The sequence below is a fragment of the Pseudomonas sp. 18-147 genome, from assembly GCF_051048045.1.
Taxonomy (GTDB): Bacteria; Pseudomonadota; Gammaproteobacteria; order Pseudomonadales; family Pseudomonadaceae; genus Pseudomonas; species Pseudomonas aeruginosa.
Genome location: NZ_CP182296.1, coordinates 1,614,551 through 1,641,317, shown reverse-complemented (window position 1 = coordinate 1,641,317; position 26,767 = coordinate 1,614,551). Strand labels below are relative to the sequence as shown.

Here is a 26,767-nt window from a genome sequence, read left to right as displayed (position 1 = left end):
GGGATCAGGAGGCCAACGGGCTGTCCGGCTGGCGCAGGGAAAGGCCCAGTTGGGCGCGCCGGCGCAGCCAGGGACTGGGGCGATAGCGCGGGTCGCCGCTGAGCGCATGCAGGCGTTCGAGGATGCGCAGCACGCGCCCGGCGCCCAGTCGGTCGCCCCACTCCAGCGGCCCCAGCGGATAGCCGAGACCGAGGCGCACCGCCAGGTCGATGTGCTCCACCGAAGCGATACCCTGCTGGGCGATGTCGCAGGCGAGATTGACGATCGAGGCGAGGGTGCGCTGGACGATGAACCCGGCGCTGTCGCGAATCAGCGTGACGCCCACGCCGTCCCGTGCGAACAGGGTGCGAGCGGCCTGCTGCAGCTCCGCTCGGGTCGCCGGGCAGGCCATCAGGCAGCGGTGTCGCTCCAGGTCCGACAGCACGTCGATGGCCAGGCTGCGCGTCGGATCGACGGCGAACCGCCGCGCTGCGGCGCTGACGTCGGCGCCCAGTGGCGCAAGCAGGCACAACGCCGCCCCGGAAGGACGCTCGCCGCTCTCCACCTCGGCGCCCAGACGTTGTAGCAACGTCAGCAATGGCGCGCGGTCATGTTCGTCGTCGACGCCCAGCCACACCGGCGGCAACGCCGCGCCTGGCGCAACCGCCGGGGCGGCGACGGGCACCTGCCCAGCGCCGTCGTAGCGGTAGAAGCCCTGGCCGCTCTTGCGCCCCAGGCGGCCGGCGGCGAGCATCTGGCGCAGCAAGGGATGCGGACGATAACGCGGCTCCTCGTAGTACTGCCGGTAGATCGACTCCATCACCGGCAGGCTGACGTCCAACCCGACCAGGTCGAACAGCTCGAACGGGCCCATGCGGAAGCCGGCGCCCTCGCGCAGGACTTCGTCGATCGCCGCCACCGGCGCCACGCCCTCGCCGAGGATACGCAGCGCCTCGGTGCCGAAGGCCCGTCCGGCATGGTTGACGATGAAGCCGGGGCTGTCCGTGGCACGCACCGCCTGGTGGCCGAAGGTCGCCACCAGGGCGCACAGTCGCTCGGCGATGCCGGTGCGGGTGGCGAGACCCTCGATCACCTCCACCAGACGCATCAGCGGCACCGGATTGAAGAAGTGCAGACCGGCGACCCGGCCGGGATCGCGACAGGCCGAGGCGATCGCGGTAACCGACAGCGAGGAGGTATTGCTGGCGAGGATCGCTTCGTCGCCGACCACCTCTTCCAATTGGCGGAACAACGCCTGCTTGGCCTCCAGGTTCTCGACGATCGCCTCGATCACCAACTGGCAGCCGCCTAGGACCCGCAAGTCCTCGACCACCCGCAGATTGCCCATCGCGCGCTCGACAGCCTCCGCCTCCAGCCGGCCCCGCTCCACCTGCCGGGCAAGGACCGTGGCGATCTGCTCGCGCGCTTGCAGCGCCACCCCCTGGCGGCTGTCGTAGAGCAGCACCGACAGCCCGGCACAGGCAGCGAGCAGGGCGATGCCCTGGCCCATGGCACCGGTACCGACGATACCGATGAGAACGATCGATGGCTCGCTCATTTTCCCAGGTACTCCGCTGTGCGTTTTTCCAGGAAGGCACGCATGCCCTCCTTCTGGTCGTGGCTGTCGAACAGCAACTGGAAGGCCTTGCGCTCCAGCGCCAGGGCCTGGTCCAGCGGCAGGTCGGCGCCGGCCAGGACCACTTCCTTGATCTGCGCCAGCGCCAGCGGCGGCAGGCCGGCGATCTGGCGAGCCAGTTCGAGGGCGCGATCCAATGCCTGGCCATCCGCCGCCACCTCGCTGACCAACCCTATGGCCAGGGCCTCCGGCGCCCGTACCGTGCAACCGGTAAACAGCATGCGCAGCGCCTGGAACTTGCCCACCGCTCGCACCAGGCGCTGGGTGCCGCCGGCGCCGGGCATCACGCCGACACGAACTTCCGGCTGGGCGAAGCGCGCCGAGGCACCGGCGACGATCAGGTCGCAGTGCATCGCCAACTCGCAGCCTCCACCCAGGGCATGGCCCTCCACGGCGGCGATCAGCGGTTTGCGGCAGGCGGCGAGGGCCTGCCAGTGGCGCTCCACCCCGCGCTGCTGGATCTCCAGCACGGACGCCTCCGCCAGTTCGTTGAGATCGGCGCCGGCGGCGAACGCCGCGCCATTTCCGGTGAGGACGATGACCCGGGTATCGGCGCACTCGTCGAGGCGCCGTACGTGCTCCGCCAGAGCCTCGCGCAGGCGCATGTTCAGGGCGTTGAGCACTGCCGGGCGGTTCAGTCGCAACAGGGCCACGCCCTGCTCCGGCCGCTCCAGCAGCACGAGTTCGGGGCGCACCGCCCCAGGGGAGGAATCCATGGCCATCTCCAATTGCCCGGGGATTGAGTTGCACGGCGCAGGCCGTGCCGTGAGGGGTTTCAGGCGCGGACGATGCCGCGCCGGACCAGCGCGTCGATCGCCTCGGCGCTCAATCCCAGTTCCGCCAGGACTTCCCGGGTGTCTCCGCCCAGCACCGGCGGCGCGGCGCGGTAGCTGGCCGGGGTGCGCGAAAGCTTCACCGGCGAGGCGATGCCGCGATAGCCCTCGAGTTCGACGACCATCCCGCGATGGCGGGTGTGCGGGTGCTCCACCACCCGCTCCACCGTGGCGATGGCTCCGCAGGGCACGCCGAGACGGATCAGCCGCTCGGCCAGCTCACGGCCGTCGTGGGCCGCCAGGTAGTCCTCCAGGGCGCGCTTCAGCGCCTCGCGGTTGACCGAGCGCTTGCCGTTGTCGGCGAAGCGCGGGTCCCCCGGCAGTTCATCCGCTCCCAGGTACTCGCACAGGCGGGCGAACTGGCGGTCGTTGCCGACGGCGAGGAAGATCGGCTCGGTACCGGTGCGGTAGCTGTCGTAGGGCGCGATGTTCGGGTGGGCGTTGCCGCTACGCCGGGGCGTACGTCCGGAAGCAAAGTAGTTCGGCAGGTGCGGGTGCAGCAGGGAGATACCGCAGTCGTACAGGGCGATGTCCACCGACTGCCCGCGCCCGCTGACCTGGCGCTCGTGGAGGGCGAGGAGGATGCCGGCCATGGCGTTCAGCCCGGTGACCATGTCGACGATCGGCAGGCCGATGCGCAACGCCTCGCCGCCGGCCTCGCCGTTCACGCTCATCAGTCCGGCCATCGCCTGGATCGCCGCGTCGTAGCCGGGCAGGCCGCCGAGCGGGCCGTCGGCGCCGAAGCCCGATACCGCGCAGTGGACCAGCCGCGGGAAGCGCTGGCGAAGCACCTCCTCGTAGCCGATCCCCCAGCGCGCCAGGGTGCCGGGCTTGAAGTTCTCCAGCAGTACGTCGGCGTCCTCCAGCAAGCGCAGCAGCAGCTCGATGCCCTCCGCCGTCGCCAGGTCGACGGCGATGCCCTTCTTGTTGCGGTTCACGCCCTTGAAGTAGGACGCCGTGTCGCCCTCGAAGGGCGGCCCCCAGCCACGGGTTTCGTCGCCGCCAAGGGGTTCCAGCTTGATCACCTCGGCGCCGTGGTCGGCCAGCGCCTGGGAGCAGTAGGGTCCGCCGAGGACCCGACTGAGATCGATGATTTTCAGGCCACGCAGGGCGCCCGTCTGATTGGTCATGGCGACTCTCTGGTTGTTGTGAGCGGGAATGCGGGCAGTCAGGCCGGCAGCAATTGCATGGCTTCGGCCTGGCTCAGCGGCACCTCGCCGACCACCCTGGCCAGCAGTTCGGCCTGGTCGGTCCAACCCTCCAGGTGCAGCGGGTCGCGCGGCAGCAGCTTGTGCCGGGCGACCAGGAAGGCCAGGGCCAGGCGGCGCTGGTCGGGTGCCTGGCGGCTGGCTTCCCAGGCCATGAAGATCGCCGTGCACAGGTGGTAGAGGGCGCTGCCGGCCTGGCGCACCTGTTCATCCTGGCGGCGCTCGGCGACGTCGGCCATGGTCGCGACCACTCGCACCAGCAGTTCGTCGAAGAGGTCGCGGGCGTCCCCTGGCAGGTCGCTGTCATCCAGCAGCCGGCGCAGGTGGCGCTGCAAGGGTTCGAGCGCCTGTTCGCGGCTCACCGCACGGGCGACGTCCAGCGCCACGATGTTGCTGGTGCCCTCCCAGATCGACCCCAGGTGGGCGTCACGCACCAGCCGCGGGTCGCTCCACTCCTCGATGTAGCCGACCCCGCCGCGCACCTCCATGGCGTCGCCGGTGACCCGTCGCGCATCGCGGCAGGCGCGGAACTTGATCAGCGGGGTGAGGATCCGCACGCATTTCTGCGCCTCGACCTCGCCGCCATCGGCGCGCGGCAGCAGCGTGGCGATCTGCATGAACATCGAGCGCGCCTGTTCGGTGGGCAGCATCATCTTCAGCAACTGCTTCTGCATCAGCGGCATGTCGATCAGGTGCTTGCCGAAGGCGCGCCGATGGCGGGCGACGAACAGCGCCTCGCTCAGCGCCCGGCGCATCAGCCCGGCGGCGCGCACGCCGTTGGACAGGCGCGACATGTTGACCATGTCGGCCATCTGCTGGAAGCCGCGGCCGATCTCGCCGATCAGGTAGGCGCTGGCGCCTTCCAGGCGGACTTCGCCGCTGGCCATGGAGCGGCTGCCCAGCTTGTCCTTCAGGCGGACGATGCGATAGGCGTTGCGCGTGCCGTCCTCGCGGACCTTCGGCAACAGGAACAGGGTCACGCCCTTCATTCCTTCCGGCGCGCCTTCGGGGCGGGCCAGGACCATCGCCAGGTCGGCGTCCGGGTTGGAGCAGAACCACTTGTCGCCGTAGAGCTTCCACTCGCCGCCCTGCTCCCGCGCCACGGTACGGGTCCGCGCCACGTCGGAGCCGGCGGCCTGCTCGGTCATGAACATGGCGCCCTGGAACAGCTCGTCGAAATCCCGCGAGGCGAGGGACGGCAGGTAGCGCTCGACCAGTTCTGGCGCGCCGAACCTGCGCAGGGTGCGGGTCAGCGAGTCGGTCATGCTGACCGGGCAGCAAAGGCCGAACTCGGCCTGTACGAACAGGTGGGTGAGCGCATACTTCACCAGCGGCGGCGGGCCGTCCGGGCGATGGCTCATGGAAGCCAGGCCAAGTTCGGCATAGGCCACCCGTTCGAGGGCGACGTAGTCCGGATGCTTGCGAATGCTCTGCAAATCCTCGCCGCGGCGGGTGCGCGGCGCCAGCACCGGCGGATTCTTGTCCGCCGCCAGCGCCAGCACGTCCAGCTCGCCGCCGGCACGGGCGCCGAGCCGTTCGAGGAGCGGCCGCCATTCGGCGAGCAACGCCGGCGGCAGGTATACCTCCAGCAGCCGCTCCAGGGCCGGATCGCAGGTGTAGAGATTCAGCCCACGGCTGTCGGGGATGTTCAGCGTATCTTCGCGAAGTACTTCGGGCATGGCGGTCATGGCGCGGCTCCTGCTTGTCTTGCGCCGAGACTAGGCGAGTGGTTCGATAAGCATCCAATACAAAAAAAATCATCGACGATAAGAAAAACAGATCGTAGAACCAGGTGCCTGCCATGGATCTCAGACAGCTTCGCTACTTCATCGCGGTCGCCGAGGAACTGCATTTCGGTCGCGCCGCGGCTCGCCTGTTCATCTCCCAGCCGGCGCTGAGCTTCGACATCAAGAAGCTGGAGGAACAGCTCGGAACCCAATTGCTGCTGCGCAACAACAAGTCGGTGAAGCTCACCGGCGCCGGCCAGGTCCTGCTGGTGGAAGCGCGCAACCTGCTGCTGCAGGCAGAGAAGGTGAAACGCCTGACCCAGCTATCCGCCGAGGGCGACGTCGGCCAACTGCGCGTCGGCTTCGTCAACTCCATGCTCTACCGCGGCCTGCCCAGGGCCATGTCCCGCTTCGAACGGGAGCACCCGAACATGGAGGTGGTGCTCGGCGAAATGAACAGCGCGGAGCAGGCCCAGGCGTTGCAGCGCGGGCAGATCGACCTGGGCTTCGTGCACTGGGGCAGGCTGCCGGCGGAAATCGTCTCCGAACCCTTGATCAGCGACCCGTTCCTCTGCTGCCTGCCCGCCGGGCACCGCCTGGCTGGCCAGGCGCGTCTGGACCTCGCCGAACTGCGCGACGAAGACTTCATCCTCTTCCCGCGCCATGTCTCCCCGCACTACCACGACCTGATCATCGCCCGCTGCGTGGACGCCGGCTTCAGCCCGCGCATCCGCCACGAGGCGCGCCTGTGGCAGACCGTCGCCGCCATGGTCGGTCTCGGCATGGGCGTCGCGCTGATCCCGGAGACCCTCTGCCTGGCCTGGCGGAACGAGGTGCGCTACCTGGAGATCGAGCCGGCCGGCGCGCGTTCGGAGATCCACGCGATCCTTCCGGCCAGCGAACCTTCCCGGGCGGCGCAGGCGTTCCTGGCGACGCTGAAGAGCGGCCTGGACGACGCCTGAGCGAGGGCTGACGGAAAACGTCGATATGGAATCCCTTATCGAGCCATAAGATTAAAAGACTATTGATTTGCGGGGGTGCCACCTAGACTCCGAGGCACCCGGGTCAACACCGACGCACGCTTTCCCTCCACGGAAACCAGCGTTTCCGCCCCGCCTTTCAGCGAAGGGCGGTAGGGCGCGGCGTGTCGGCGAGAACAACAATAAACAGGACTCGACCCATGCCGCGCACGCCCTCTCCCGAAGACGCCGACCTGCACAAGAAGGCCCGCAGGGCCGGTATCGCCTCCTTCATCGGCACCACCATCGAGTGGTACGACTTCTACATCTACGGCCTGGCCGCCGCCCTGGTGTTCGGCAAGGTATTCTTCCCCGCCGACATGGATCCGGGCCTGGCCACCCTGCTGTCCTTCGTCACCCTCTGGTCGGGCTTCATCGCTCGCCCGCTGGGCGGGATCATCTTCGGCCATCTCGGCGACCGCATCGGCCGCAAGACCACCCTGGTGATCACCCTGATCATGATGGGCATCGCCACGACCTGCATCGGCCTGTTGCCGGTCTATACGCAGATCGGCATCTGGGCGCCGATCTCCCTGGTGGCGCTGCGTATCGTCCAGGGCATCGCGGTCGGCGGCGAGTGGGGCGGCGCGATCCTGATCGCCAGCGAAAGCGCGCCCAAGGGCAAGGGCATCCTGTACGCCGCCTTCGCCCAGCAGGGCTCGCCCACCGGCAACCTGCTGGCGACCCTGGTGTTCTTCGCCCTCAGCGCCCTGCCCGCCTCGGACTTCATTCTCTGGGGCTGGCGCGCGCCGTTCCTGCTCTCCGCAGTGCTGGTCATCGTCGGCATGGTGATCCGCCTGAAGCTGGAGGAGTCGGAAGACATGAAGCGCGTGCTGGCGCAGAAGCGCACGGTGAAGCTGCCGCTCGCCGAGGTGCTGGGCAAGCACTGGAAGATCGTCCTGCTCGGCGCCGGCGTGCTGCCGATCATCCACGTCACCTACTTCAAGAGCACCTTCGCCCTCTCCTGGGCGACCAAGACCCTCGGCTACAGCCAGGGCACCTTCCTCAGCATCATCGTGGTCGCGCTGGTGGTGCAGTTCCTCAGCCAGCCACTGGGGGCGCTGCTCACTTCGCGCATCGACATGCGCAAGGCGGCATGCCTGATGGTGCTGCCGGAGTTTATCCTGATGCCGGCGATGTTCTTCGCCGTGGAAACCAAGGTCTACTGGATCGCCGCGGTCGGCATGTGCCTGGCCACGGTGCCGCACGCGATGTTCTACGGCGCGGTGGGCGGTATCCTCGCCCGAGCCTTCCCGGCGCGGGTGCGCTACACCGGCCTGTCGCTGGCCTACCAGCTCTGCTCGCTGCTGGTCGGCGGCGGTACACCGGTACTGGCCCAGTGGATTCTCAACAGTACCGGCAGCATCGTCGGCGTGGCCCTGGCCTCGGCCTGCTACGCGCTGGTCTCGCTGGCCTGTACCCTGGCCCTGTTGCGGATCACCGGGTTCCACGCCAGCGACCTGTCGACCGCCGAGCGCGCCGACGCCGAGGACTTGCAGCGGCCCGCAGCGGTCGAGCGGGAACCGGTGTTGCGCGCCCCCGCCCGGCTTCTGGGCGGCGATCCCGGCTAGCCGGCAGCGCCCATGCGCCGCTCGTGCTCCAGCAACCAGCGCTTGCGCCACAGGCCACCGCCATAGCCGGTCAGGGAACCGTCCGAACCGATGACGCGGTGGCAGGGAATCACGATGGCGATCTGGTTGGCTCCGTTGGCGCGGGCCACGGCGCGCACCGACGACGGCGAGCCGATGGACCTGGCCAGCCCGGCGTAGCTCTGCGTGCTGCCGCACGGTACCTCGCGCAGCGCCTGCCAGACCGTGCGGGTGAAGGCCGAGGCGTTCAGCGCCAAGGGGGTCTGGAAGCGCACTGGAGTACCGCCGAAGTAGTCGGCGAGTTCCGCCTCGATCCTGTCGATGGAGGCGAAACGGCCGAAACCGATGCTCGATCCGCTGCTCTTCTGCAGGCGTTTCAGCTCCCCGCTCAACGCCGGGCGGTCGAAGAATTCCAGCAGGTGCAGGGCCTGCGCATCGGCCACCGCGAGCATGGCGCCGAGCGGGGTCTGCAGCCAGTCCGCCTTGAGCAGCTCGCGCCCGCGCAACTGCGACGGCGGCTCGCCCAGCAGCCGCGCGAAGGCGCTACGGAAGCCGCTGTCAGAGTCGAAGCTGGCATCCAGTTGCGCGTCGATCACCCGCGCGCCCGAGGACAGCCGCTCGGCGACCTGGCCAAGACGGCGCAGGCGAGCCATTTCCAGAAAGGTCACGCCGAACTCGCGCTTGAAGGCACGGCGCACGGTGGACGGGTCATAGCCCAGCGCCGCCAGGTCGTCTTCGAACCAGCGCCGCTGCGGTTGCCGACCGAGGCGCTGGAGCAGGTCGCTGACCAGCGGCCCCTGCGTGCCGAGCCGCTCCAGCGGCCGGCAACGCAGGCAGGGTCGGAAGCCGGCCTCGACGCAGCCCTTGATCGAATCGAAGAACAGGGTGTTCTCGCGCTTCGGCTTGCGCGCCGGGCAGGTCAGGCGGCAGAACACCCCGGTGCTCTTCACCCCGACGAAGGCGAAGCCATCGTAGGCGGGGTCGCGCGCCAACAGCGCGGCATACAGGGTGTCGTCATCGGGAAGGGGAAGGAACAACGCTGCGTCGGACATGGCCGGCTCCGGAACCAGGGAGGCGATGGATAGCCACTCTAGGCCAGGAGCCTGCGCCTTGCCGCCGCGAAACGGGCGTCGATTCTTTCTCAGCCCTCCTCGAAACGCATCTCCGGCGGCTGCTCGCGGAAACCGTGGGTGATCGCCGCCAGGTACACCGCGCCCAGCGCCAGCCAGCAGAGGCCGAGGATGATCGCCAGATGGTCGAGGCTGGCCATCAGCCACAGGTCGGCGACCAGGCCGATGCCAGGGAATACCAGGAACAACAGGGTTTCCCGTGGACCGCGGCGCTCGGCGCCAAGGTAGTAGTGGAAGACCACCGACAGGTTGACCAGGCTGAAGGCGAGGAAGGCGCCGAAGTTGATGAACGACGTGGAGGTGGTCACGTCCATCTGTAGCGCCAGCAAGGCCACCACACCGCACAGGACGATGCTGTTCACCGGCGTCTCGAAGCGCTTGCCGAGACGCCCGAAGAACGGCCGCGAAAGGACGCCGTCGCGGCCCATGGCGAAGAGCAGGCGCGAGGCGCTGGCCTGGGCCGAGAGACCGGAGGTGAACTGGCCGACGATCAGGCCGACCAGGAAGAAGGTCACGAACAGGTCGCCACCGATGTTGCGGGCGATCTCGTAGGCCGCCGAGTCCGCGCTGTCGAAGGCGAACGACGGGTGCGCCAGTTGCACGAAGTACGAGGTGACGATGAAGATCAACCCGCCCAGCAGGGTGATCAGCAGGATCGCTCGCGGGATGTTGCGCCGCGGGTCGCGGGTTTCCTCGGTCAGGGTACTGACCGCGTCGAAACCGAGGAACGAGTAGCAGGCGATCGCCGCACCGCTCATCACCAGCGGCACCTGCAGGTCGCCACCGAGCAACGGTTGCAGTGACCATAGCGGCTTGCCCGGGTCGCCCAGCACGTAGTGCACGCAGAGCGCGACGAAGGCGCCGAGGACCAGGAACTGCACCAGCATCAGCAGGCCATTGACGTTCTTCGCCAGGCGCAGGCCGACGATGTTGATCGTCGTGGTCACGCCGATGAACGCCAGCACCCAGACCGCGTTGGGTACCGCGGGAAAGGCCGAGTGCAGGTAGGCGGCGCCGATCAGCCAGATCGCCATCGGCAGGAACAGGTAGTCGAGCAGCACCGCCCAGCCGGCGATGAAGCCGAGCCGGGAATCGATGGCCTTGCGCACGTAGGTATAGGCCGAGCCGGCCACGGGGAAGGCCGCGGCCATGCGCCCGTAGCTGAGGGCGGTGAAGAGCATCGCCAGGGAAGCGGCGATGTAGGCGGCGGGGACGTGTCCCTGGGTGGTCTCGGCGAGGATGCCGAAAGTCCCGAGGACGATGATGGGGGTCATGTAGGCGATGCCGAACAGCACCACGGAACCCAGCGACAGGGTGCGCTTGAGTCTGGCCATTACTGCTTACTCCGGAATTATCGTTTGTTATGGCAGTGGCCCGCAGCCGGCCGGGCCGCGGGGCGCAGGGGCCTCCCCTCACCCGGGAGACCGGCGGACGCTCGGGCGCCCATCGTTGTGCTACGGCTTTCCGGGCCCATCCTCGCCCGCTCGCTGGCGGACGGAGGACGACGCGACGCTCCTGTCGCGCCGCGGTGAATCAGGGAATCAGCAGCTCGCGCAGGCCGTCCGGGTGCTCGCGGCGCTCGCCGGGCAGGACCAGGCGACGCTCTTCGAGGTAACGGTAATCCCGACGCGCATCCTGCAACCGGCCGAGGTCCAGTTCGACGATCTGCCGGCATTCTTCGCGCCCGGCCTCGCAGAGCAACTGGCCGTAGGGATCGACCACAGCGCTGCCGCCGGCGAAGACCAGCCCGCCGTCGCCATGCCCGACGCGGTTGACCATCACCGCGTAGGCCTGGTTTTCCATGGCGCGGGCCATGATCGCGGTGCGATGGGTCGGGCCATAGGGGTCCATGTTGCCATTGGTCACGATGATCAGTTCCGCACCCAGTTGGCCGAGGGCCCGCGCGCTTTCCGGGAACTCGATGTCGAAGCACACCAGCAGGCCGACCCGGATGCCGTTCCACAGGGCGGTGGCGTAGCGGTCGCCAGGCGTGAAGATGCCGCGGTCGGAGGCCCACAGGTGGGTCTTGCGGTATTTCAGGGCGATGCCGTCGGGAGCGATCAGCAGGGTGGTGTTGTAATAGCGGCCGGCGTCCGCCTCGGCGATGCCGATCGCCACCGAAACGTTACGTTCACGGGCGACGCGCTGCACCGCGCTGACCGTCGGGCCGTCGAGCGGCTCGGCGAGGGCGGCGATGTTGTCTTCGCTGGGGAAGCCGGTCAGGTGGGTTTCCGGGAACACCACCAGTTCGGTGTCCGCCGCACAGTCGGCGATGGCCGCCAGGGCGCGTTCCAGGTTGTGCGCGGTGTCACCATCGCGACCGGCGATCTGGACGAGTTCGACTTTCATCGGAATTCCTTGTTGTTCTCGGCGCTGTTCGGCACGCGCGCTGTTCGTATGCAGGGGTCGGCACAGTATGCTTGGCGTTCCCCGCGCCGATAATTACGTCCGAGGGTTAACCCAACAGGGGTAGAAGATGAGTTTCACCTTGCAGGACATCGCCTGGCACCGCTCCGTCGGGCAACTGGTCGAGGCGCTGGATGCGCCGGACTTCTGGATTCGCCTGGTACGCCTGCTCGAACAGTACGTTCCGTTCGACAGCTGGGTGGCCCTGCTGTTCAGCCAGGGCCGGCCACAGGTGTTCGCCGAATGCCCGGGCGCCGACGGCGGGCCGGATCCGCTGTTCCAGGACTACCTGCGAGGCCTCTACCTGCTCGACCCGTTCTACATCGCCAGCCGCGAGAACCCGTGCAGCGGCCTGTTCCGTCTGGCCGACGTGGCACCGGAATGCTTCGAGCAGACCGATTACTACCAGCGTTACTTCCGCCTCAACGTGGTGGCCGATGAAATCCAGATCAACGTCCAGCTCTCCGGCGAACGCACCCTCTGCCTGTCGCTCGGCTCGCGGCGCCGCTTCACCCCCGAGCAACTCGCCGTGCTCGGCCTGGTGCAGCCCTGGGTGGCCGGGCTGATGCGCCAGCGCCTGGCCTTCGAGGACGAAGTGTTGAACAGCCCCGCGGCGCCGGAGCCGGGCTGGCAGGGTTCGCTGGAGAAGGTCGCGGAGCAGATGGGCACGCCGCTGACGGCGCGCGAACTGGAGGTCGGCAGGCTGATGCTCAGCGGCTGCTCGAGCAAGGAGATCGCCCGCAAGCTGGCGATCTCGGCGGAAACCGTGAAGGTCCACCGCAAGCACATGTACGGCAAGCTCGGCATCAAGTCGCAGTCCGAGCTGTTCGGCCTGTTCCTCCAGGCCCAGGGCTGACGGGACGGGCGACCGTCCCGTCGCCGCTCAGCGGCGCTTGATCTTCGGCTTCGGCCGGCCCTGCACGCACTTGAAGCGCGGATTCGACTTGCAGATCACGTAGAGCCGGCCACGGCGCTTCACCACCTGGCAATCGCGATGGCGCAGCTTGGCCTGTTTCAGCGAGGCGAGGACTTTCATCAGGCCCCCTTGCCGCCGACGAAGCCGGCGAAACGCTTGTTGAACCCGGCCACGCGGCCTTCGCTCTTGGTCTTGCGCTGTTCGCCGGTGTAGACCGGGTGCGAGGCGCTGGAAACGTCCAGCGTCACGTAGGGATAGGTCTTGCCGTCGGTATGGGTATGGGTCTTGTCGGTCTCCGCGGTGGAGCCGATCAGGAAGTACACGTCGGCCGAAGTGTCATGGAACAGGACGGGACGGTATTCGGGATGGATGCCGGGTTTCATGGGGATGCCTCCTACATAATGTTATATAGTTACATATTACTCCGATAAGAATAATTCGCAACTCCGGAAAGAGTTCCCGGCGACCATTCGGCTGCTCGACCATCCAGACACAATTATTAGCTTGCTTTCTATCCCCGTTTGTTTCCCATAATCAGCGCTTGGTTAGCGCGGGGGGAACCCGTCGTAGACGCCTCGAAGAAGGTGACTACCATTTTGAACCGAAGCCTGAAGATTGGAGACATGATGAATCTGTCGCTACTCAGTCGCTATGCGTTTTTCGCCTGTATCGCCCTGTTCACCTTGCTCAGCCTGCCGTTCCTCGGCAGCACCGAATGGCTCTGGCCGTTCACCCTCCTGGGCGTGGCCCTGAGCCTGCTCGGCCTGTTCGACCTGATCCAGACGCCACACGCGGTGCGCCGCAACTATCCGATCCTGGGCAACATCCGCTATCTGGTGGAAGGCATCCGCCCGGAGATCCGCCAGTACCTGCTGGAAGCCGACGGCGACGCCCTGCCCTTCTCCCGCGCCCAGCGCTCGCTGGTCTACTCGCGGGCGAAGAACGAAAGCTCGGAGAAGCCCTTCGGCACCCTGATCGACGTGTACACCGCCGGCTACGAATTCATCAGCCACTCGATGCGTCCGGCGCCGCTCAGCGATCCCTGCGAGTTCCGCGTCGACATCGGCGGGCCACAATGCAGCAAGCCGTACTCCGCTTCGCTGTTCAACGTCTCGGCGATGAGTTTCGGCGCCCTCAGCGCCAACGCCATTCGCTCGCTGAACCGTGGCGCGCAGATGGGCAACTTCTACCACGACACCGGCGAGGGCAGCATCAGTCCCTATCACCGCGAGAACGGCGGCGACCTGGTCTGGGAACTGGGCAGCGGCTACTTCGGGTGCCGCACCCGCGATGGCAAGTTCGACCCTGAGCGCTTCGCCGCCCAGGCCCTCGACCCGCAGGTGAAGATGATCGAGATCAAGCTCAGCCAGGGCGCCAAGCCGGGACACGGCGGTATCCTGCCCAAGCACAAGGTCACCCCCGAGATCGCCGCCACCCGTGGCGTGCCGATGGGTGAGGATTGCGTTTCGCCGTCGCGCCACAGCGCCTTCTCCACGCCGATCGAGCTGATGCAGTTCATCGCCCAGCTGCGCGAACTGTCCGGCGGCAAGCCGGTCGGCTTCAAGTTCTGCCTGGGCCATCCATGGGAGTTCATGGGCATCGCCAAGGCCATGCTGGAGACCGGCATCCTCCCCGACTTCATCGTCGTCGACGGCAAGGAAGGCGGCACCGGCGCGGCGCCGCTGGAGTTCACCGACCATATCGGCGTGCCGCTGCGCGAAGGCCTGCTGTTCGTCCACAACACCCTGGTCGGCCTCAACCTGCGCGACAAGATCAAGGTCGGCGCCAGCGGCAAGATCGTCAGCGCCTTCGATATCGCCAGCGTCCTGGCCACCGGCGCGGATTGGGCCAACTCGGCGCGCGGCTTCATGTTCGCCATCGGCTGCATCCAGTCGCAGAGCTGCCATACCAACAAGTGCCCGACCGGCGTCGCCACCCAGGACCCGCTGCGCCAGCGCGCGCTGGTGGTGCCGGACAAGGCCGAGCGGGTGCGCAACTTCCATCGCAACACCCTCAAGGGCCTGGCCGAGATGCTCGCCGCGGCGGGCCTGGAACATCCCTCGCAGCTCGAAGCCAAGCACCTGGTGCGACGCATCACCGACACCGAGATCCGCCTGTTCTCGCAGCTGCACTACTTCCTCAAGCCGGGCGAACTGCTTTCCGGCAAGATCGAGGGCGAGTTCTACGAGCGCATGTGGAACATGGCGCGGGCCGACAGCTTCGACGCGGCGGCCTGAGCCGCCGCCCTCGCACGCAAGAAAAAGCCGGAGGCATCGCTGCCTCCGGCTTTTTCATGTCCGCGTAGATCAGCCCAGCAGGATGGTCGCCCAGGTCACGGTGATCACGGTGAGGGCCACGAACTGCGCGGCGCTGCCCATGTCCTTGGCATTCTTCGACAGAGGGTGGCGTTCCAGCGAGACGCGGTCGACGGTGGCCTCGATCGCCGAGTTGAGCAGCTCGACGATCAGCGCCAGCAGGCACACCGCGATCATCAGCGCGCGTTCGCCGCGACTGACGTCGAGGAGGAAGGCCACCGGGATCAGCACCACGTTGAGCAGCACCAGTTGGCGGAAGGCGGCTTCACCGCGGAAGGCGGCGAGGAAACCTGCGAGGGAATAGCCGGTGGCGTTGAGGATACGCTTGAGGCCGGTCTGGCCTTTGAAGGGGGAAGGCGACACGTCGGGTTCTCATCGATTCGGAAGGCCGGCAGTCTAGCCGCCGGCTGGTCAAAAAAGCGTTAAGCCGTCTCTCAATGAGAAGCGGGAACCGTCTCCATTTGTTGCAGCAGCAGCGCGGCCTGGGTCCGGGTGCGCACGTTGAGCTTGCGGAAGATCGCCGTGACGTGGGCCTTCACCGTCGCCTCGGAAACGTTCAGGTCGTAGGCGATCTGCTTGTTCAGCAACCCTTCGCAGACCATGGTGAGTACCCTGAACTGTTGCGGGGTGAGGCTGGCGAGCCCGGCGCTGGCGGCCTTGGCCTCCTCGCTGAGGGCTTCGGCGGCGGCATCCTGCGGCGGCCACCAGGTGTCCCCGTCGAGCACCGCGCGCACCGCCTGCTGCAGGGTTTCCAGCGGACTGGACTTGGGTATGAAGCCGCTGGCGCCGAACTCGCGGGAGCGCTGCACCACCGCGGCCTCCTCCTGTGCCGAGATCATCACCACCGGCACCTGCGGGTATTGCCCGCGCAACAGCACCAGGCCGGAGAAGCCATAGGCCCCCGGCATGTTGAGGTCCAGCAGGACCAGATCCCAATCGGCCTTCTCGTTCAGCCGCGCTTCCAGTTCGGCGATGCTGGCGGCTTCCACCAGGCGCACGTCGGGGCCCAGCCCGAGGGTGAGGGCCTGGTGCAAAGCGCTGCGAAACAGGGGGTGATCGTCGGCGATCAGGATCTCGTAAGAAGCCATGACATGTCCTAGTTTGTTCGGCCCAGCCGAGGCGGCGCTCAGGATGCCGACCGAGGGCGGACCGGTCAAGCCGAATGAGGGATACCTCGTACACCGCGTTCGTCTTTTCAAACACCCCGGCTTGCTGGCAGAGTGGCGGACCCTCCCCGCCCCGTCGAGCGAGCCATGCGAAGCCAAGCCCTGCGTGCCGATGTCCTGATGCTGATCACCGCCATGATCTGGGGGGTGTCGTTCGTCGCCCAGCGCCTGGGGATGGACGCCATCGGGCCGTTCCTCTATACCGGCCTGCGCTTCGTCCTCGGTGCCCTGGTGCTGGTGCCACTGCTGATGCTGCGCTCGCGACGCGACGGCGCGCAACCCTTCAATCGCGGACAGTTGCTCGCCGGTGTGATCCTCGGCGTCGCCCTGACCACCGGGATCAACCTGCAGCAGGTCGGCCTGCTGTTCACCAGCGTGACCAACTCCGGCTTCATCACCGGGCTCTACGTGATCGTCGTGCCGTTGCTCGGCCTGCTGTTCGGCCAGCGCACCGGCGCGGGCACCTGGCTGGGGGCGTCGCTGGCGGTGCTCGGCATGGCCCTGCTGAGCATCGGCCCGGGCTTCCAGGTCGCCTCCGGCGACTGGCTGCAACTGGCCGGCGCGGTGGTCTGGGGCGCGCACGTCCTGCTGGTAGGCCTGTTCGCCAGCCGCTACGACCCGATCCGCCTGGCCTTCCTGCAGTTCGCCACCTGCGCGGCGGTCAGCCTGCTGCTGGCACTGGTCTTCGAGGAAATCCACTGGGACGCCATCGTCCAGGCCGGTCCCGCCCTGCTATACGGCGGCCTGCTCGGCGTCGGCACCGGCTTCACCCTGCAGGTGGTGGCGCAGAAGCACGCCATCGCTTCCCATGCGGCGATCATCCTGTCCCTGGAAGCGGTGTTCGCCGCCATCGCCGGCGCCCTGTTCCTCGCCGAGACCCTGCACCTGCGCGGCTATTTCGGTTGCGCGCTGATGCTGGCGGGCATGCTGGTGGCGCAGTTGTGGCCGCGCAAGCTCGCCGCCGAAGCGCGCCCGGCCTGACACTCAGCCACGGAACGGCGCCAGGGCACGGTGCGCCGGGCTGGCCTCGTCCAGCGGAATGTGCCGCTTGGCGCCCAGGTAGCGCTCGCTGAACACCTCCAGGTAGGCGCCGAGCGCCTCGCCCGCGGCCTCGTCGCCAGCCAGCTCCAGGCACAGCGCCGCCACTTCGGCGGTGCACAGGTGCTCGCCACGGGTCGAGCGACGCAGGCGATAGCGCGAGAGCTGCTCGGGCAGCAGGCTGAGCACCGGGAACGGCTCCAGGTAGGGACTCTTGCGGAACATCTTGCGCGCCTCGGTCCAGGTCGCGTCGAGCAGGATGAACAGCGGTCGCTTGCCTTCCACCAGCGGGGCGACCTCGTTCACCACCCGCTCCGCCGCCACGTATTCGCCGGGGAACACCAGGTATGGCTGCCACTGCGGGTCGGCCAGCAACTCCAGCAAGCGCGGGTCGACCTCGGTGCGCGACCAACCGAAGGCGAAGGTGTCGGCCACGGTATCGGCGATCAGCCAGCCGGTGTTGGTCGGTTTCAGCGCCTCGATGTCGTGCATGACCAGGCACATGCCGGCGCGCGCCTCGACCCGCGGCCGCCAGGCGCACATGCAATAGCTCGGCAGCAGCCGACAGCCTTCGCAGCGCGGCATGCGCGAACCGCGCGCGACGAAGGGTTTCAGGCTGCGCGCCAGGCGCTCCTGGCGCAAGCGGGAAACGGCATGGCTCATCGGGCAGGCTCCCGATACGGAAAGGACGGGCGAAGGAACATCGAAGACTCGAGGAAACGGGCTGGAAAGCGACCGCGAAATTCTATCAGAGCCCGCGTGGCTCCTGCTTTGTCGGACAACGTCCGAGGCCGCGAAAAAAAATTCCTCACAGGGGCCTCAGACGTCTAGTTAGAGCGGGATGCGATCCCTATAATCCGCCCCCTTTTTCGACACCGGGCAGCCGGCTCCGCCCGCTGACCTTACTGCCTCTCCAGACGAGTGACGCCCCCCTTGCTCGAGATCCGCAACGTGACCCGCCGCTTCAGCGACTTCACCGCCGTCGACAATGTCAGCCTGACGATCAACACCGGCGAATTCTTCACCCTCCTCGGCCCTTCCGGGTGCGGCAAGACCACCCTCCTGCGCATGCTCGCCGGCTTCGACCAGCCGGACAGCGGCGAGATCCGCCTCAACGGCCAGGACCTCGCCGGCGTCGAGCCGGAGAAGCGCCCGGTGCATACGGTGTTCCAGAGCTACGCGCTGTTCCCGCACATGAGCGTGGCGCAGAACATCGCCTTCCCGCTGAAGATGGCCGGAGTGGCGAAGAGCGAGATCGACGCCCGCGTCGAACAGGCCCTGAAGGACGTGCGCCTGGCGGACAAGGGCGGGCGCATGCCGACACAGCTTTCCGGCGGCCAGCGCCAGCGCGTGGCGATCGCCCGCGCGCTGGTCAACCGGCCGCGCCTGCTGCTGCTCGACGAACCGCTGTCGGCGCTGGACGCCAAGCTGCGCGAAGAAATGCAGATCGAACTGATCAACCTGCAGAAGGACGTCGGCATCACCTTTGTCTATGTCACCCACGATCAGGGCGAAGCCCTGGCGCTGTCGCACCGCATCGCGGTGATGAACCAGGGCCGGGTGGAGCAACTGGACGCCCCGGAAACCATCTACAGCTTCCCGCGCAGTCGTTTCGTCGCCGACTTCATCGGCCAGTGCAACCTGCTCGACGCCACGGTCGAGGCGGTCGACGGCGAACGCGTGCGCATCGACCTCAGGGGCCTGGGCGAGGTCCAGGCGCTGAAATCCTTCGACGCCCAGCCCGGCGAGGCCTGCGTGCTGACCCTGCGGCCGGAGAAGATCCGCCTGGCGCAGAGCGTCACCGCCGACAGCGACGAAGTGCACTTCCGCGGTCGCGTCGCCGAACTGCTCTACCTGGGCGACGTGACCCTGTACATCGTCGAGCTGGAGAACGGCGAGCGCCTGGAAACCCTGCTGCCCAACGCCACGCCCGGCCGAGCCAAGTTCTTCGAGGTGGGCGACGCGGTGGAAGCCGCCTGGCGCTTCGATGCCGGCCACCTGGTCAGGGCCTGAGACGATGAGAAAGAACCTCGGCAAGTGGCTGCTGGTCTGGCCACCGCAAGCGTATCTGCTGTTCTTCTTCCTGGTTCCGGCGCTGATCATGCTGTTCGCCTCGTTCCGCTTTCCCGGCGACTACGGCGGCCTGGCGCCCTGGATGTACAGCGAGGACGGGCAGACCGTCTACGACCTCAGCGTGGAGAACTACACCCGGCTCACCGAGAGCTGGGTGTACCTGCAACTGTTCGTCAAATCCTTCGGCTACGCCCTGGTCACCACCCTGGCCTGCCTGCTGCTCGCCTACCCGGTGGCGACCACCCTCGCCCGGGCCCCGGCGAAGTGGCGCAACCTGCTGATCCTGCTGGTGATCCTGCCGTTCTGGAGCAACCTGCTGGTACGCGTCTACGCCTGGATGATCATCCTCTCGCCGTCCGGTGCCCTGACCCGCGGGATCAACGCCGCGCTGGACCTGTTCGGCGCGCAGCCGATCAGCCTGATGTTCACCCCGTTCGCGGTGATCCTGTGCATGGTCTACGTGCACCTGCCGTTCATGATCCTGCCGCTCTACGCCAACCTGGAGAAACACGACCCGGCCCTGCTGGACGCCGCTCAGGACCTCGGCGCCGGTCGTTGGCAACGCTTCTGGCGGGTGACCTTCCCGCTCTCGCTGCCGGGCGTGGCCGCCGGCGCGGCACTGGTATTCATCCCGGTGCTGGGAATGTTCGCCATCCCCGACCTGGTCGGCGGTACCGACGGCATCATGATCGGCAACCTGATCAAGAGCCAGTTCCTCGACTCCCGCGACTGGCCGTTCGGCAGCGCGCTGTCGATCGCCCTGACCGGCTGCATCCTGCTGCTGGTCGCCCTCGGCATGGGCGCCGCGCGCGCCCGCAAGGGAGGCGCCCATGCGTAGGCCCTACCTGCTCTGGAGCGCCACCGCGCTGGTGTACCTGTTCCTCTACGTACCGCTGGTGATCGTGGTGCTGTACTCCTTCAACGACTCGCGACTGAACGCCGAGTGGGTCGGCTTCACCCTGGACTGGTACCGCAAGCTGTTCGGCAATCGCGACATGCTCCAGGCCGCCGCCAACTCGCTGGTCATCGCGCTGGTTTCGGCCAGCGTGGCGACCCTGCTCGGTACCCTCGCCGGGGTCGCCCTGCATCGCTTCAAGCTGCGCGTGCTGCCCCTGCTGGTGCTGACCCCGATCGCCATTCCGGAACTCCTGATGGGGGTCTCGCTGGTGATCTTCTTCATCGGCCTGAACATGAGCCTGGGCATGCTCTCGGTGACCCTCGCGCACATCACCTTCTCGGTCGGCTTCGTCGCCCTGGTGGTGCAGGCGCGCATGTCGGGCATGGACGAAAGCCTCACCGAGGCGGCCCGCGACCTCGGTGCCACGCCCTGGCAGAGCTTCCGCCTGGTGACCCTGCCGCTGATCATGCCGGGCATCGTCGCCGGCGCGCTGATGGCCTTCACCCTGTCCATCGACGACTTCGTGATCACCTTCTTCACCGCCGGCGGCGGCTTCGCCACCCTGCCGACGCAGATCTACACCATGATCAAGATCGCCGTGACGCCCGAAGTGAACGCCGTCTCCACCCTGCTGATGCTGCTCACCCTGGTGCTGATCGTGATCGCCTCGAAACTCTCCCCCAGCGCCATCAAGGGCCATTGATCCGCCGAAACCCGCGGGCCTCCCGGAGAGGCCCGCGGCCTTGCCCTGCTCCGGTTTCCGGAGCCCTGCCACCCCGTAACAAGGAACCATGATGAAAAAGCTGTTGCTCGTCGCAACCCTCATGGCAGGAGCCGCCCAGGCCACCGCCGCCGAGAAGCTGTATCTGTTCAACTGGAACGACTACATCGCCGAGGACACGCTGAAACGCTTCGAGCAGCAATGTGGCTGCGAGCTGGTGCAGGAGTTCTATTCCGGCACCGAGGAAATGATGGCCAAGCTGGCCGCCGGGGCCAGCGGCTACGACGTGATCATCCCGACCCAGAACGCGGTCGAGGCGCTGATCCGCAAGGGCGACCTGCTGGAGCTGGACAAGAGTCGCCTGGCGAACCTGAGCAACGAGGCCGCGGGCTACCTCGACAAGGATTTCGACAAGGGCAACCGCTATTCCCTGCCCTACGCCTTCACCACCACCCTGGTCGGCTACAACAAGACCGAGCTGGACAAGCTGGGCATCGACCCGGCCGACTGGTCGGTGATCTTCGACCCGGCGGTCCTGGAGAAGATCAAGGGCAGGGTCACGGTGATGGACGACCCGCAGGAACTGTTCGGCGCCGCCCTGAAGTACCTCGGCCACTCCGCCAACGACACCGACCCGCAGCACTGGAAGGAAGCCCAGGCGCTGATCCTCGCGGCCAAGCCGTACTGGGCCGCGTTCAACTCGTCGAGCTATATCAAGGAGCTGACCCTGGGCAACATCTGGGTCGCCCATGGCTACTCCAGCGACATGTACCAGGCCAGGGCCGACGCGGAGGCTGCCGGCCGCGCCTTCAAGGTCGACTTCGCCCTGCCCCGCCAGGGCGCGGTACTGGCCATCGACAACATGGTGATCCACAAGGGCTCGAAGAACCCCGACCTGGCCTACCGCTTCATCGACTTCATGCTCGACGGTCGGAACGCTTCCGAGCTGACCAACCAGATCGGTACCGGCACGCCCAACGCCGCCGCCCTGCCCTTCATCAGGCCGGAAATCAAGACGCTCGCCGCACTGTTCCCGGACGCCGCCACCCAGGCCAGGCTGGAGCCGCTGAAGGACCTGAACTCGCGCCAGCGACGCGCCCTGAACAAGCTCTGGACCGAGATCAAGCTGCGCTGATCCGCACCGCTATCGACGAAAGGGCGACCCTCGGTCGCCCTTTTGCGTTTCCGTGCCCCGCCCCGAACGCGGTAACATGGCGCCCATTCGCCACCGTCCGTCCCGGGAAAGGGCCGACGGAAACAATTCGCCCCTTCATCGGTCGAATCCGCTTATTGCCCCAGGAGATCTTCGATGTCGCGCCTCATGGCCCTTGCCCTTTGTTTCGTCCTGCCCACCGCCGCCCATGCCGCCTCGCTCAAGGATTTCGAACTGAGCAAGATGCTGGAGAAAGTGGCCAAGGAAAGCAGCGTAGGCACTCCTCGCGCCATCAACGAAGACATCCTCGACCAGGGCTACACCGTCGAAGGCAACCAGTTGATCAATCACCTCAGCGTACGCGCCAGCCACGCCGAGCGCATGCGCTCCAACCCGGACAGCGTGCGCAGCCAGCTCGGCGATAGCGTGTGCAGCAACACCGGCTATCGCCAGTTGCTCGCCCGCGGCGCGATCCTCACCTACAGCTTCACCGAGTACAAGACCAACCAGCCGGTCGCCACCGAACGCTTCGATGCCGGCAGCTGCCGCATCCAGGGCAAGAAGTAAGCGCGCCGCGCGGTCGCCATGCTGGACAAGCAGCATCTGCTGAAGATCGCCAGGACGCCGATGCCGTTCGGCAAGTACCAGGGACGGATGCTGGTCGACCTGCCGGAGGAGTACCTGCTGTGGTTCTACAAGAAAGGCTTCCCGCCCGGTGAACTCGGGCGGCTGATGCAGTTGACCCTGGAACTGAAGATCGACGGGCTGGACGGGCTGCTCAAGCCGCTTCGTCCCCCCGCTCCGTAGGCGAATGACGTCGCCGACGCTATCCGCCGATACCCTGCCCACACCCAGCCTTCGCCAGACACCCGCCCCCGTTCGGCAGGGCGAATAACGCCACAGACGTTATCCGCCGATACGCAGCCGAACTCAGCGCAACAACGCCGGATCGCCCTTGCCGGCCACCGCCGCCGCTTCCTCCGGGGTCAGCAGCGCGGTGCGCGGGACCTCCATCAAGCGGGCGCAAGCCGCCAGCACGTTGCCCCAGCAGGCGCGGTTGGCGAACCGCATGCCCGCCTCGTCGAGGGTGCCACCGCGGTTGCGATAGCCGAGTACCGAGGTGCGCCGGGCATCCGGCAGGATCGGCCAGAGATGCCCACGCGCCACTTCCGCACGCATATGGGTGAGCAGCACCCGGCGTTCATGGCTATCCGGGAACAGCCGCTCCACCAGCGCTTCCTCGGCCACCGCCTCGACCTCCCAGCGATCGCGCGGCGCGCGGAAGCGTCCCGGCTCCTGCAGGTAGACCAGCCGGTAGGCCTGCCCGGCCTCGGCCAGGCGCTGCGCGGCGCGGCGCATCTGTTCGAGCTGGTAGCTGCCGTTGGCGATCAGCAGCAGCGGATCGGAGCCGCAGCGCTCTTCGACCAGGATCGCGCCGTCACGGGCCAGGTGCTCGGCCTGGACGGCGTCGAACACCATCGGCCGGTCGCGCTTGGGAATCACCAGGCAGGCCAGTTGCCCCCGGCTGCGGTAGATCGTCGGTAGTAGCGCCAGGGCGCTGTTGTAGTCGGCCGGGAAGAGCACCCGGACCATGTCGCTCATCTCGCCAAGCAGGGCCTCGCAGAAGGTGGTGTCCTGGTGCGACTGCTGGTTCTTGCCGTTCTCCCAGGTATGCGAAGTAGCGACCAGCGGCCAGCCCAGCCAGCCGGCCGGACGCCCGACTTCCTTCTGCTGGCGGGCGAAGATCAGGGTCTGGCGCACCGCACCGAGCATCTTCACGCAGAACGCCTCGTAGCTGGCAACCAGGTTGAGTCCGCCCTGGTTGGCCAGGCAGGCGGACACCACCGCCTCCTCGTTGAGCGCGGTGATGACCCGACCGCTCACCGATTCCAGTTCGCTCTCCGGCTCGCTGACCCGATGCTTGAGCGCCTTGAGCACGCCGCCGAGGCGGTTGCTGGCCAATTCGTCGGGATTGCCGACACGGGCGCGCAGGTCGGGGTTGGCCTCCACCAGCTCGGTATAGAAACGGTCCAGCGCGGCCATCGGCGAGCAGGGGTCGTCGCGATAGCGCAGCGGCGGGATGATCGGTTCGATGGGATGGCGCAGGGCCAGCGGGTTGTCCCGTTCGAGGGGGCGCTCGCCGCGCTGCTCGGCGAACAGCCGGCGGGCCAATTCGAGAGCCTCAGGCTCGACCCAGAGTTCGTTTGCATGCTGGTTGAACAGTTGCCGGGCCTGTTCGTCGTTATGCGGATTGCCCGGCAGCGGCAGGTTGTGCGCGGCGTTGCTGCCGGCGCCATAGAAACCGAAGCCCTTGACCGTCTCGGCGATGCCGTAGGGAATCGGCAGCGGGTAGCGGAGGATGCCGCTGTTCTTTTCCTGCACGCGTCGCTCCAGGCGCTGCTCCATCTCCCAGAGCGTACAGACGAAGGCGGCCGGGTCGCGCCCATCGAAGCTGATCGGGTCGAAGCCGCAGCGGCGCAGGTGCAGCTTGAAGCCCTCCAGGCCCTCATGGGTTCCCAGTTCGGTGCGCTGCTCGATGCGCCGGCCATTGGCGATCATCACCGGCAGCGCCGCCCCGCAATCCTCGGCTCGCCACCAGCGCGGAATCCAGTCGCTGCCGCGCTGTTCCTCGGCGGCGCCATCGGAGAGGAACGCCACCAGGATCTCGCCGGGCAACGGCATGTGCGCGTACTGCAATTCGGCGAAGCCGAGGTAGCCACCCTCGGCGATACCGCCGGCGGTATGCGGATTCACGTGGCTGCCCAGTGGCGCCGCCGGTGCGCCGTTGGGGGCCTGGGCGTAGCCGTAGAAGTCCTGCAGCAAGCGGTTCAGCCCCTCCTCGCCGTCGGCATAGGCGCGCTCCTGCTCCGGGTGCAGGTTGCCGGTCAGGACGTTCAGCGCGTCGATGGCGGCCACGCAATGGCCCTGGCCCATCAGCCAGGCGCGAGTCTTGCCGGTCAGGACGTTGAGTGCCAGATAGCCGGCGTAGGCCGGGACCATGTTCAGGGCTCCGCCGGTGTGGCCCTCGGGCTGTGTCTTGAAATCCTCGGCCTGCAACGGCTGGCCGTCCAGGCGGATGCGCCGGGCGTAGGTCATGTGCACGACGATGCGCAGGGCGCTGGCGGTCAGCCGGTCGAGGGCGCGGAACAGCTGGTAGACGCTGGCCAGGTCCGGTTGCAGCCCGGCTTGGACCAATTGATGAGCGGTGCGGAACACGGCGGCGCGGGTCTCTGCGCTATGCTGGAGCGGACCATGGCCTTGCAGCCACGCGGCAAACGCCGGCTCGGCCGCCGCATGGGCAAGCAACTCGTCCTGACTGGGCAGAATCTGACTCATGGTGGGTAGCCTCCCTAGTGGTGCCTTGCAGTCTAGGCAGCACACGGCAAAGGGCGCTGACCTGCATCAAGCTCCCCGCCCCCGATTCGTTCACCCTGGCCCTGTACGAAGGTTCCATGGCATTCCACGATCCCCGAAAGGTATCGGGGTGTCGACAGAGCTCTGACGGAGGAGGCTCGATGGCATCACTGACGTTTCTAGGCGCCGCCCAGGAGGTCACTGGCTCCTGTTATCTGCTGGAAACCCTCGATGGCGTGAAGGTCCTGCTCGAATGCGGCATGCGCCAGGGGCGCCGCGAAGCCGACAACGGCAACCGCGCGCCCTTCCCCTTCGATCCCGCGAGCATCGACGCGGTGGTCATCTCCCACGCCCACCTGGACCACAGCGGCCTGCTGCCGCGCCTGGCGGCCGAGGGTTTCAAGGGCCCGATCTTCGCCACCGAGGCCACCTGCGAACTGCTGGAACTCATGCTGCTGGACTCCGCGCACATCCAGGAAAAGGACGCCGACTGGGAGAACCGCTGGCGCAACCGGATCGGCAAGCCGAGCATCAAGCCGCTGTATACCCAGGCCGACACCGAACGCGCGCTCAAGCTGCGCCGGCCGATCAGCCTCGGCAGCACCGTGGCGGTCGCTCGTGGCGTGCGGGTGACCTTTCACAACGCCGGGCACATCCTCGGCTCGTCGATCGTCGAAGTGCAATTCCACGACCAGGTGCAACCGCGCCGCCTGGTGTTTTCCGGCGACCTCGGCAACACCTGCTCGCCGTTGATGCGCGCGCCCTCGCCGCTGAGCCGGGCCGACGTGGTGATGCTCGAATCCACCTATGGCGATCGCGATCACCGCGACAGCAACGACACCCTGGAGGAACTGGCGGCGATTCTCGACCAGGCGCACCGCGACGGCGGCAACGTGCTGATCCCGTCGTTCGCCGTCGGCCGCACCCAGGACCTGCTCTACTACCTCGGCCGCTTCTACCAGGAGGGCCGCCTGCCGCAACAGGCGGTATTCCTCGACAGCCCGATGGCCGCCCGTGCCAATGGCATCTACCTGCGCCACAGCAACGAGTTCGACGACCGCGACCGCGAGTACATTCGCGGCACCGGCACCACCCGCCTGGAGGAATGGCTGCCGGTGCTGCGCGTAACCCGCAGCGCCGACGAGTCGATGGCGATCAACCGGATCAAGAGCGGCGCGGTCATCATCGCCGGCAGCGGCATGTGCACCGGCGGCCGTATCGTCCATCACTTCAAGCACAACCTCTGGCGCCCGGAATGCCATGTGGTATTCCCCGGCTTCCAGGCGCGCGGCACCCTGGGCCGCAACATCGTCGACGGCGCCAGCGCGGTTCGCGTGTTCCACCAGCGCATCGCGGTCAAGGCGCAGATCCATACCCTCGGCGGCTTCTCCGCCCACGCCGGGCAATCGCAGCTGCTCGACTGGGTCGGTCACTTCGCCCACCGTCCAGCGCTATACCTGATACATGGCGAGCGGGAAAAGATGGAAGCGCTGCAGGGCGCGATCCGCGAGCGTCTCGACTGGGATGCCGAGATACCGGAGCCCGGCGAACGCATCGAGATCTGAGCCGCCGTCCGCAACTGTCACGCAGTCCGTGGCAGTATGCG

25 protein-coding genes are annotated in these 26,767 nt (G+C 67.3%); 12 read left to right on the top strand and 13 right to left on the bottom strand.

The genetic code is table 11. From position 1 onward, the window contains the following. Nucleotides 1-4: 4 nt before the first annotated feature. Genes ACM0M4_RS08005 through ACM0M4_RS07990 form a run of 4 tightly spaced genes read right to left on the bottom strand, consistent with a single transcriptional unit; the run spans nt 5 to nt 5,344 of the window. On the bottom strand, nt 5-1,537 hold the full coding sequence (locus tag ACM0M4_RS08005; protein ID WP_023114578.1) for a 3-hydroxyacyl-CoA dehydrogenase: 1,533 nt from the start codon (nt 1,535-1,537) through the stop codon (nt 5-7). Beyond that, on the bottom strand, nt 1,534-2,331 hold the full coding sequence (locus ACM0M4_RS08000) for an enoyl-CoA hydratase (RefSeq protein ID WP_010793349.1): 798 nt from the start codon (nt 2,329-2,331) through the stop codon (nt 1,534-1,536). Before ACM0M4_RS08000 ends, ACM0M4_RS08005 begins: the two co-directional genes overlap by 4 nt. A 59-nt stretch (nt 2,332-2,390) precedes the next feature. Beyond that, the gene (locus tag ACM0M4_RS07995; RefSeq protein ID WP_003143270.1) at nt 2,391-3,578 is read right to left on the bottom strand and encodes a CaiB/BaiF CoA transferase family protein; all 1,188 of its coding nucleotides are present in this window, start codon (nt 3,576-3,578) and stop codon (nt 2,391-2,393) included. A 38-nt stretch (nt 3,579-3,616) separates the two neighbouring features. Then, nucleotides 3,617-5,344: an acyl-CoA dehydrogenase family protein gene (locus ACM0M4_RS07990; RefSeq protein WP_003098471.1), complete on the bottom strand. Its 1,728-nt coding sequence runs from the start codon at nt 5,342-5,344 to the stop codon at nt 3,617-3,619. A 113-nt stretch (nt 5,345-5,457) separates the two neighbouring features. Between ACM0M4_RS07990 and ACM0M4_RS07985 the strand changes: the two genes are divergently transcribed. Beyond that, nucleotides 5,458-6,345: a LysR substrate-binding domain-containing protein gene (locus ACM0M4_RS07985; RefSeq protein WP_003092195.1), complete on the top strand. Its 888-nt coding sequence runs from the start codon at nt 5,458-5,460 to the stop codon at nt 6,343-6,345. A gap of 218 nt (nt 6,346-6,563) precedes the next feature. Further along, entirely contained in the window at nt 6,564-7,973 is a 1,410-nt protein-coding gene (locus tag ACM0M4_RS07980; RefSeq protein WP_003159507.1) for an MFS transporter, read from the top strand. Here the strand turns inward: ACM0M4_RS07980 and ACM0M4_RS07975 are convergent. The 3 genes from ACM0M4_RS07975 to ACM0M4_RS07965 form a co-directional block, all read right to left on the bottom strand. Then, complete coding sequence (locus ACM0M4_RS07975) at nt 7,970-9,043, bottom strand: bifunctional transcriptional activator/DNA repair enzyme AdaA (protein WP_003119362.1); 1,074 nt, start codon at nt 9,041-9,043, stop codon at nt 7,970-7,972. The two genes, ACM0M4_RS07980 and ACM0M4_RS07975, sit on opposite strands and share 4 nt — an antisense overlap. A gap of 89 nt (nt 9,044-9,132) precedes the next feature. After that, nucleotides 9,133-10,455: an APC family permease gene (locus ACM0M4_RS07970; RefSeq protein ID WP_019726590.1), complete on the bottom strand. Its 1,323-nt coding sequence runs from the start codon at nt 10,453-10,455 to the stop codon at nt 9,133-9,135. 199 nt (nt 10,456-10,654) lie between these two features. Continuing rightward, on the bottom strand, nt 10,655-11,470 hold the full coding sequence (locus tag ACM0M4_RS07965; RefSeq protein ID WP_003092205.1) for a carbon-nitrogen hydrolase family protein: 816 nt from the start codon (nt 11,468-11,470) through the stop codon (nt 10,655-10,657). Between the two features lie 127 nt (nt 11,471-11,597). On the opposite strand from ACM0M4_RS07965, the gene ACM0M4_RS07960 reads away from it, so the two are divergent. Next, a complete protein-coding gene (locus ACM0M4_RS07960; RefSeq protein WP_061181539.1) occupies nt 11,598-12,383 on the top strand; it encodes a helix-turn-helix transcriptional regulator in 786 nt (261 codons plus the stop codon). Nucleotides 12,384-12,410: 27 nt separating this feature from the next. Here ACM0M4_RS07960 and ykgO read toward each other — a convergent pair whose 3' ends face one another. Further along, the gene (gene ykgO, locus ACM0M4_RS07955) at nt 12,411-12,563 is read right to left on the bottom strand and encodes a type B 50S ribosomal protein L36 (RefSeq protein WP_003092209.1); all 153 of its coding nucleotides are present in this window, start codon (nt 12,561-12,563) and stop codon (nt 12,411-12,413) included. After that, nucleotides 12,563-12,826 carry a type B 50S ribosomal protein L31 gene (locus tag ACM0M4_RS07950; protein WP_003092213.1) on the bottom strand — a complete coding sequence of 88 codons (264 nt, stop codon included), beginning with the start codon at nt 12,824-12,826 and terminating at the stop codon, nt 12,563-12,565. Before ACM0M4_RS07950 ends, ykgO begins: the two co-directional genes overlap by 1 nt. Before the next feature lie 243 nt (nt 12,827-13,069). Between ACM0M4_RS07950 and ACM0M4_RS07945 the strand changes: the two genes are divergently transcribed. Beyond that, complete coding sequence (locus ACM0M4_RS07945) at nt 13,070-14,680, top strand: FMN-binding glutamate synthase family protein (protein ID WP_003092223.1); 1,611 nt, start codon at nt 13,070-13,072, stop codon at nt 14,678-14,680. Nucleotides 14,681-14,749: 69 nt separating this feature from the next. Here the strand turns inward: ACM0M4_RS07945 and ACM0M4_RS07940 are convergent, their stop codons facing one another. Together ACM0M4_RS07940 and erdR are read right to left on the bottom strand one after the other, a co-directional pair. Beyond that, on the bottom strand, nt 14,750-15,121 hold the full coding sequence (locus tag ACM0M4_RS07940) for a diacylglycerol kinase (protein ID WP_003092226.1): 372 nt from the start codon (nt 15,119-15,121) through the stop codon (nt 14,750-14,752). 71 nt (nt 15,122-15,192) lie between these two features. Beyond that, nucleotides 15,193-15,846 (bottom strand): response regulator transcription factor ErdR, encoded by a 654-nt coding sequence (gene erdR, locus ACM0M4_RS07935; RefSeq protein ID WP_003092229.1) that lies wholly within the window; start codon nt 15,844-15,846, stop codon nt 15,193-15,195. Between the two features lie 132 nt (nt 15,847-15,978). On the opposite strand from erdR, the gene ACM0M4_RS07930 reads away from it, so the two are divergent. Then, nucleotides 15,979-16,905 (top strand): DMT family transporter, encoded by a 927-nt coding sequence (locus ACM0M4_RS07930; RefSeq protein WP_003119360.1) that lies wholly within the window; start codon nt 15,979-15,981, stop codon nt 16,903-16,905. A gap of 3 nt (nt 16,906-16,908) precedes the next feature. On the opposite strand, the gene ACM0M4_RS07925 is transcribed toward ACM0M4_RS07930, so the two are convergent. Next, nucleotides 16,909-17,625 (bottom strand): tRNA-uridine aminocarboxypropyltransferase, encoded by a 717-nt coding sequence (locus ACM0M4_RS07925; RefSeq protein ID WP_003098478.1) that lies wholly within the window; start codon nt 17,623-17,625, stop codon nt 16,909-16,911. A gap of 258 nt (nt 17,626-17,883) precedes the next feature. On the opposite strand from ACM0M4_RS07925, the gene ACM0M4_RS07920 reads away from it, so the two are divergent. The 6 genes from ACM0M4_RS07920 to ACM0M4_RS07895 all read left to right on the top strand — a co-directional run bounded on the left by ACM0M4_RS07920 (nt 17,884) and on the right by ACM0M4_RS07895 (nt 22,614). Continuing rightward, nucleotides 17,884-18,975 carry an ABC transporter ATP-binding protein gene (locus ACM0M4_RS07920; protein ID WP_079741999.1) on the top strand — a complete coding sequence of 364 codons (1,092 nt, stop codon included), beginning with the start codon at nt 17,884-17,886 and terminating at the stop codon, nt 18,973-18,975. Nucleotides 18,976-18,979: 4 nt separating this feature from the next. Beyond that, nucleotides 18,980-19,873 (top strand): ABC transporter permease, encoded by an 894-nt coding sequence (locus ACM0M4_RS07915; RefSeq protein ID WP_003092241.1) that lies wholly within the window; start codon nt 18,980-18,982, stop codon nt 19,871-19,873. Then, a complete protein-coding gene (locus ACM0M4_RS07910; RefSeq protein ID WP_003092244.1) occupies nt 19,866-20,636 on the top strand; it encodes an ABC transporter permease in 771 nt (256 codons plus the stop codon). The genes ACM0M4_RS07915 and ACM0M4_RS07910 overlap by 8 nt, the downstream gene beginning before the upstream one ends. A gap of 88 nt (nt 20,637-20,724) precedes the next feature. Then, nucleotides 20,725-21,789 carry a polyamine ABC transporter substrate-binding protein gene (locus tag ACM0M4_RS07905; protein ID WP_003129956.1) on the top strand — a complete coding sequence of 355 codons (1,065 nt, stop codon included), beginning with the start codon at nt 20,725-20,727 and terminating at the stop codon, nt 21,787-21,789. Nucleotides 21,790-21,963: 174 nt separating this feature from the next. Continuing rightward, complete coding sequence (locus tag ACM0M4_RS07900) at nt 21,964-22,374, top strand: quorum-sensing-regulated virulence factor family protein (RefSeq protein WP_003109703.1); 411 nt, start codon at nt 21,964-21,966, stop codon at nt 22,372-22,374. An 18-nt stretch (nt 22,375-22,392) separates the two neighbouring features. Further along, complete coding sequence (locus ACM0M4_RS07895; protein ID WP_003092249.1) at nt 22,393-22,614, top strand: DUF3820 family protein; 222 nt, start codon at nt 22,393-22,395, stop codon at nt 22,612-22,614. Between the two features lie 123 nt (nt 22,615-22,737). On the opposite strand, the gene ACM0M4_RS07890 is transcribed toward ACM0M4_RS07895, so the two are convergent. Then, nucleotides 22,738-25,143, bottom strand: a complete 2,406-nt coding sequence (locus ACM0M4_RS07890) for a xylulose 5-phosphate 3-epimerase (RefSeq protein WP_115288726.1) — start codon at nt 25,141-25,143, stop codon at nt 22,738-22,740. A 179-nt stretch (nt 25,144-25,322) separates the two neighbouring features. Between ACM0M4_RS07890 and ACM0M4_RS07885 the strand changes: the two genes are divergently transcribed. Beyond that, complete coding sequence (locus ACM0M4_RS07885) at nt 25,323-26,726, top strand: MBL fold metallo-hydrolase RNA specificity domain-containing protein (RefSeq protein ID WP_003119356.1); 1,404 nt, start codon at nt 25,323-25,325, stop codon at nt 26,724-26,726. Nucleotides 26,727-26,767 lie beyond the last annotated feature (41 nt).

Excerpts from the sequence above, each read along its gene's own strand:
- ACM0M4_RS08005 (WP_023114578.1), bottom strand. The coding sequence starts at position 1,537 with ATGAGCGAGCCATCGATCGTTCTCATCGGTATCGTCGGTACCGGTGCC.
- ACM0M4_RS08000 (WP_010793349.1), bottom strand. The coding sequence starts at position 2,331 with ATGGATTCCTCCCCTGGGGCGGTGCGCCCCGAACTCGTGCTGCTGGAG.
- ACM0M4_RS07995 (WP_003143270.1), bottom strand. The coding sequence starts at position 3,578 with ATGACCAATCAGACGGGCGCCCTGCGTGGCCTGAAAATCATCGATCTC.
- ACM0M4_RS07990 (WP_003098471.1), bottom strand. The coding sequence starts at position 5,344 with ATGACCGCCATGCCCGAAGTACTTCGCGAAGATACGCTGAACATCCCC.
- ACM0M4_RS07985 (WP_003092195.1), top strand. The coding sequence starts at position 5,458 with ATGGATCTCAGACAGCTTCGCTACTTCATCGCGGTCGCCGAGGAACTG.
- ACM0M4_RS07980 (WP_003159507.1), top strand. The coding sequence starts at position 6,564 with ATGCCGCGCACGCCCTCTCCCGAAGACGCCGACCTGCACAAGAAGGCC.
- ACM0M4_RS07975 (WP_003119362.1), bottom strand. The coding sequence starts at position 9,043 with ATGTCCGACGCAGCGTTGTTCCTTCCCCTTCCCGATGACGACACCCTG.
- ACM0M4_RS07970 (WP_019726590.1), bottom strand. The coding sequence starts at position 10,455 with ATGGCCAGACTCAAGCGCACCCTGTCGCTGGGTTCCGTGGTGCTGTTC.
- ACM0M4_RS07965 (WP_003092205.1), bottom strand. The coding sequence starts at position 11,470 with ATGAAAGTCGAACTCGTCCAGATCGCCGGTCGCGATGGTGACACCGCG.
- ACM0M4_RS07960 (WP_061181539.1), top strand. The coding sequence starts at position 11,598 with ATGAGTTTCACCTTGCAGGACATCGCCTGGCACCGCTCCGTCGGGCAA.
- ykgO (WP_003092209.1), bottom strand. The coding sequence starts at position 12,563 with ATGAAAGTCCTCGCCTCGCTGAAACAGGCCAAGCTGCGCCATCGCGAT.
- ACM0M4_RS07950 (WP_003092213.1), bottom strand. The coding sequence starts at position 12,826 with ATGAAACCCGGCATCCATCCCGAATACCGTCCCGTCCTGTTCCATGAC.
- ACM0M4_RS07945 (WP_003092223.1), top strand. The coding sequence starts at position 13,070 with ATGAATCTGTCGCTACTCAGTCGCTATGCGTTTTTCGCCTGTATCGCC.
- erdR (WP_003092229.1), bottom strand. The coding sequence starts at position 15,846 with ATGGCTTCTTACGAGATCCTGATCGCCGACGATCACCCCCTGTTTCGC.
- ACM0M4_RS07925 (WP_003098478.1), bottom strand. The coding sequence starts at position 17,625 with ATGAGCCATGCCGTTTCCCGCTTGCGCCAGGAGCGCCTGGCGCGCAGC.
- ACM0M4_RS07915 (WP_003092241.1), top strand. The coding sequence starts at position 18,980 with ATGAGAAAGAACCTCGGCAAGTGGCTGCTGGTCTGGCCACCGCAAGCG.
- ACM0M4_RS07910 (WP_003092244.1), top strand. The coding sequence starts at position 19,866 with ATGCGTAGGCCCTACCTGCTCTGGAGCGCCACCGCGCTGGTGTACCTG.
- ACM0M4_RS07905 (WP_003129956.1), top strand. The coding sequence starts at position 20,725 with ATGATGAAAAAGCTGTTGCTCGTCGCAACCCTCATGGCAGGAGCCGCC.
- ACM0M4_RS07900 (WP_003109703.1), top strand. The coding sequence starts at position 21,964 with ATGTCGCGCCTCATGGCCCTTGCCCTTTGTTTCGTCCTGCCCACCGCC.
- ACM0M4_RS07895 (WP_003092249.1), top strand. The coding sequence starts at position 22,393 with ATGCTGGACAAGCAGCATCTGCTGAAGATCGCCAGGACGCCGATGCCG.
- ACM0M4_RS07890 (WP_115288726.1), bottom strand. The coding sequence starts at position 25,143 with ATGAGTCAGATTCTGCCCAGTCAGGACGAGTTGCTTGCCCATGCGGCG.
- ACM0M4_RS07885 (WP_003119356.1), top strand. The coding sequence starts at position 25,323 with ATGGCATCACTGACGTTTCTAGGCGCCGCCCAGGAGGTCACTGGCTCC.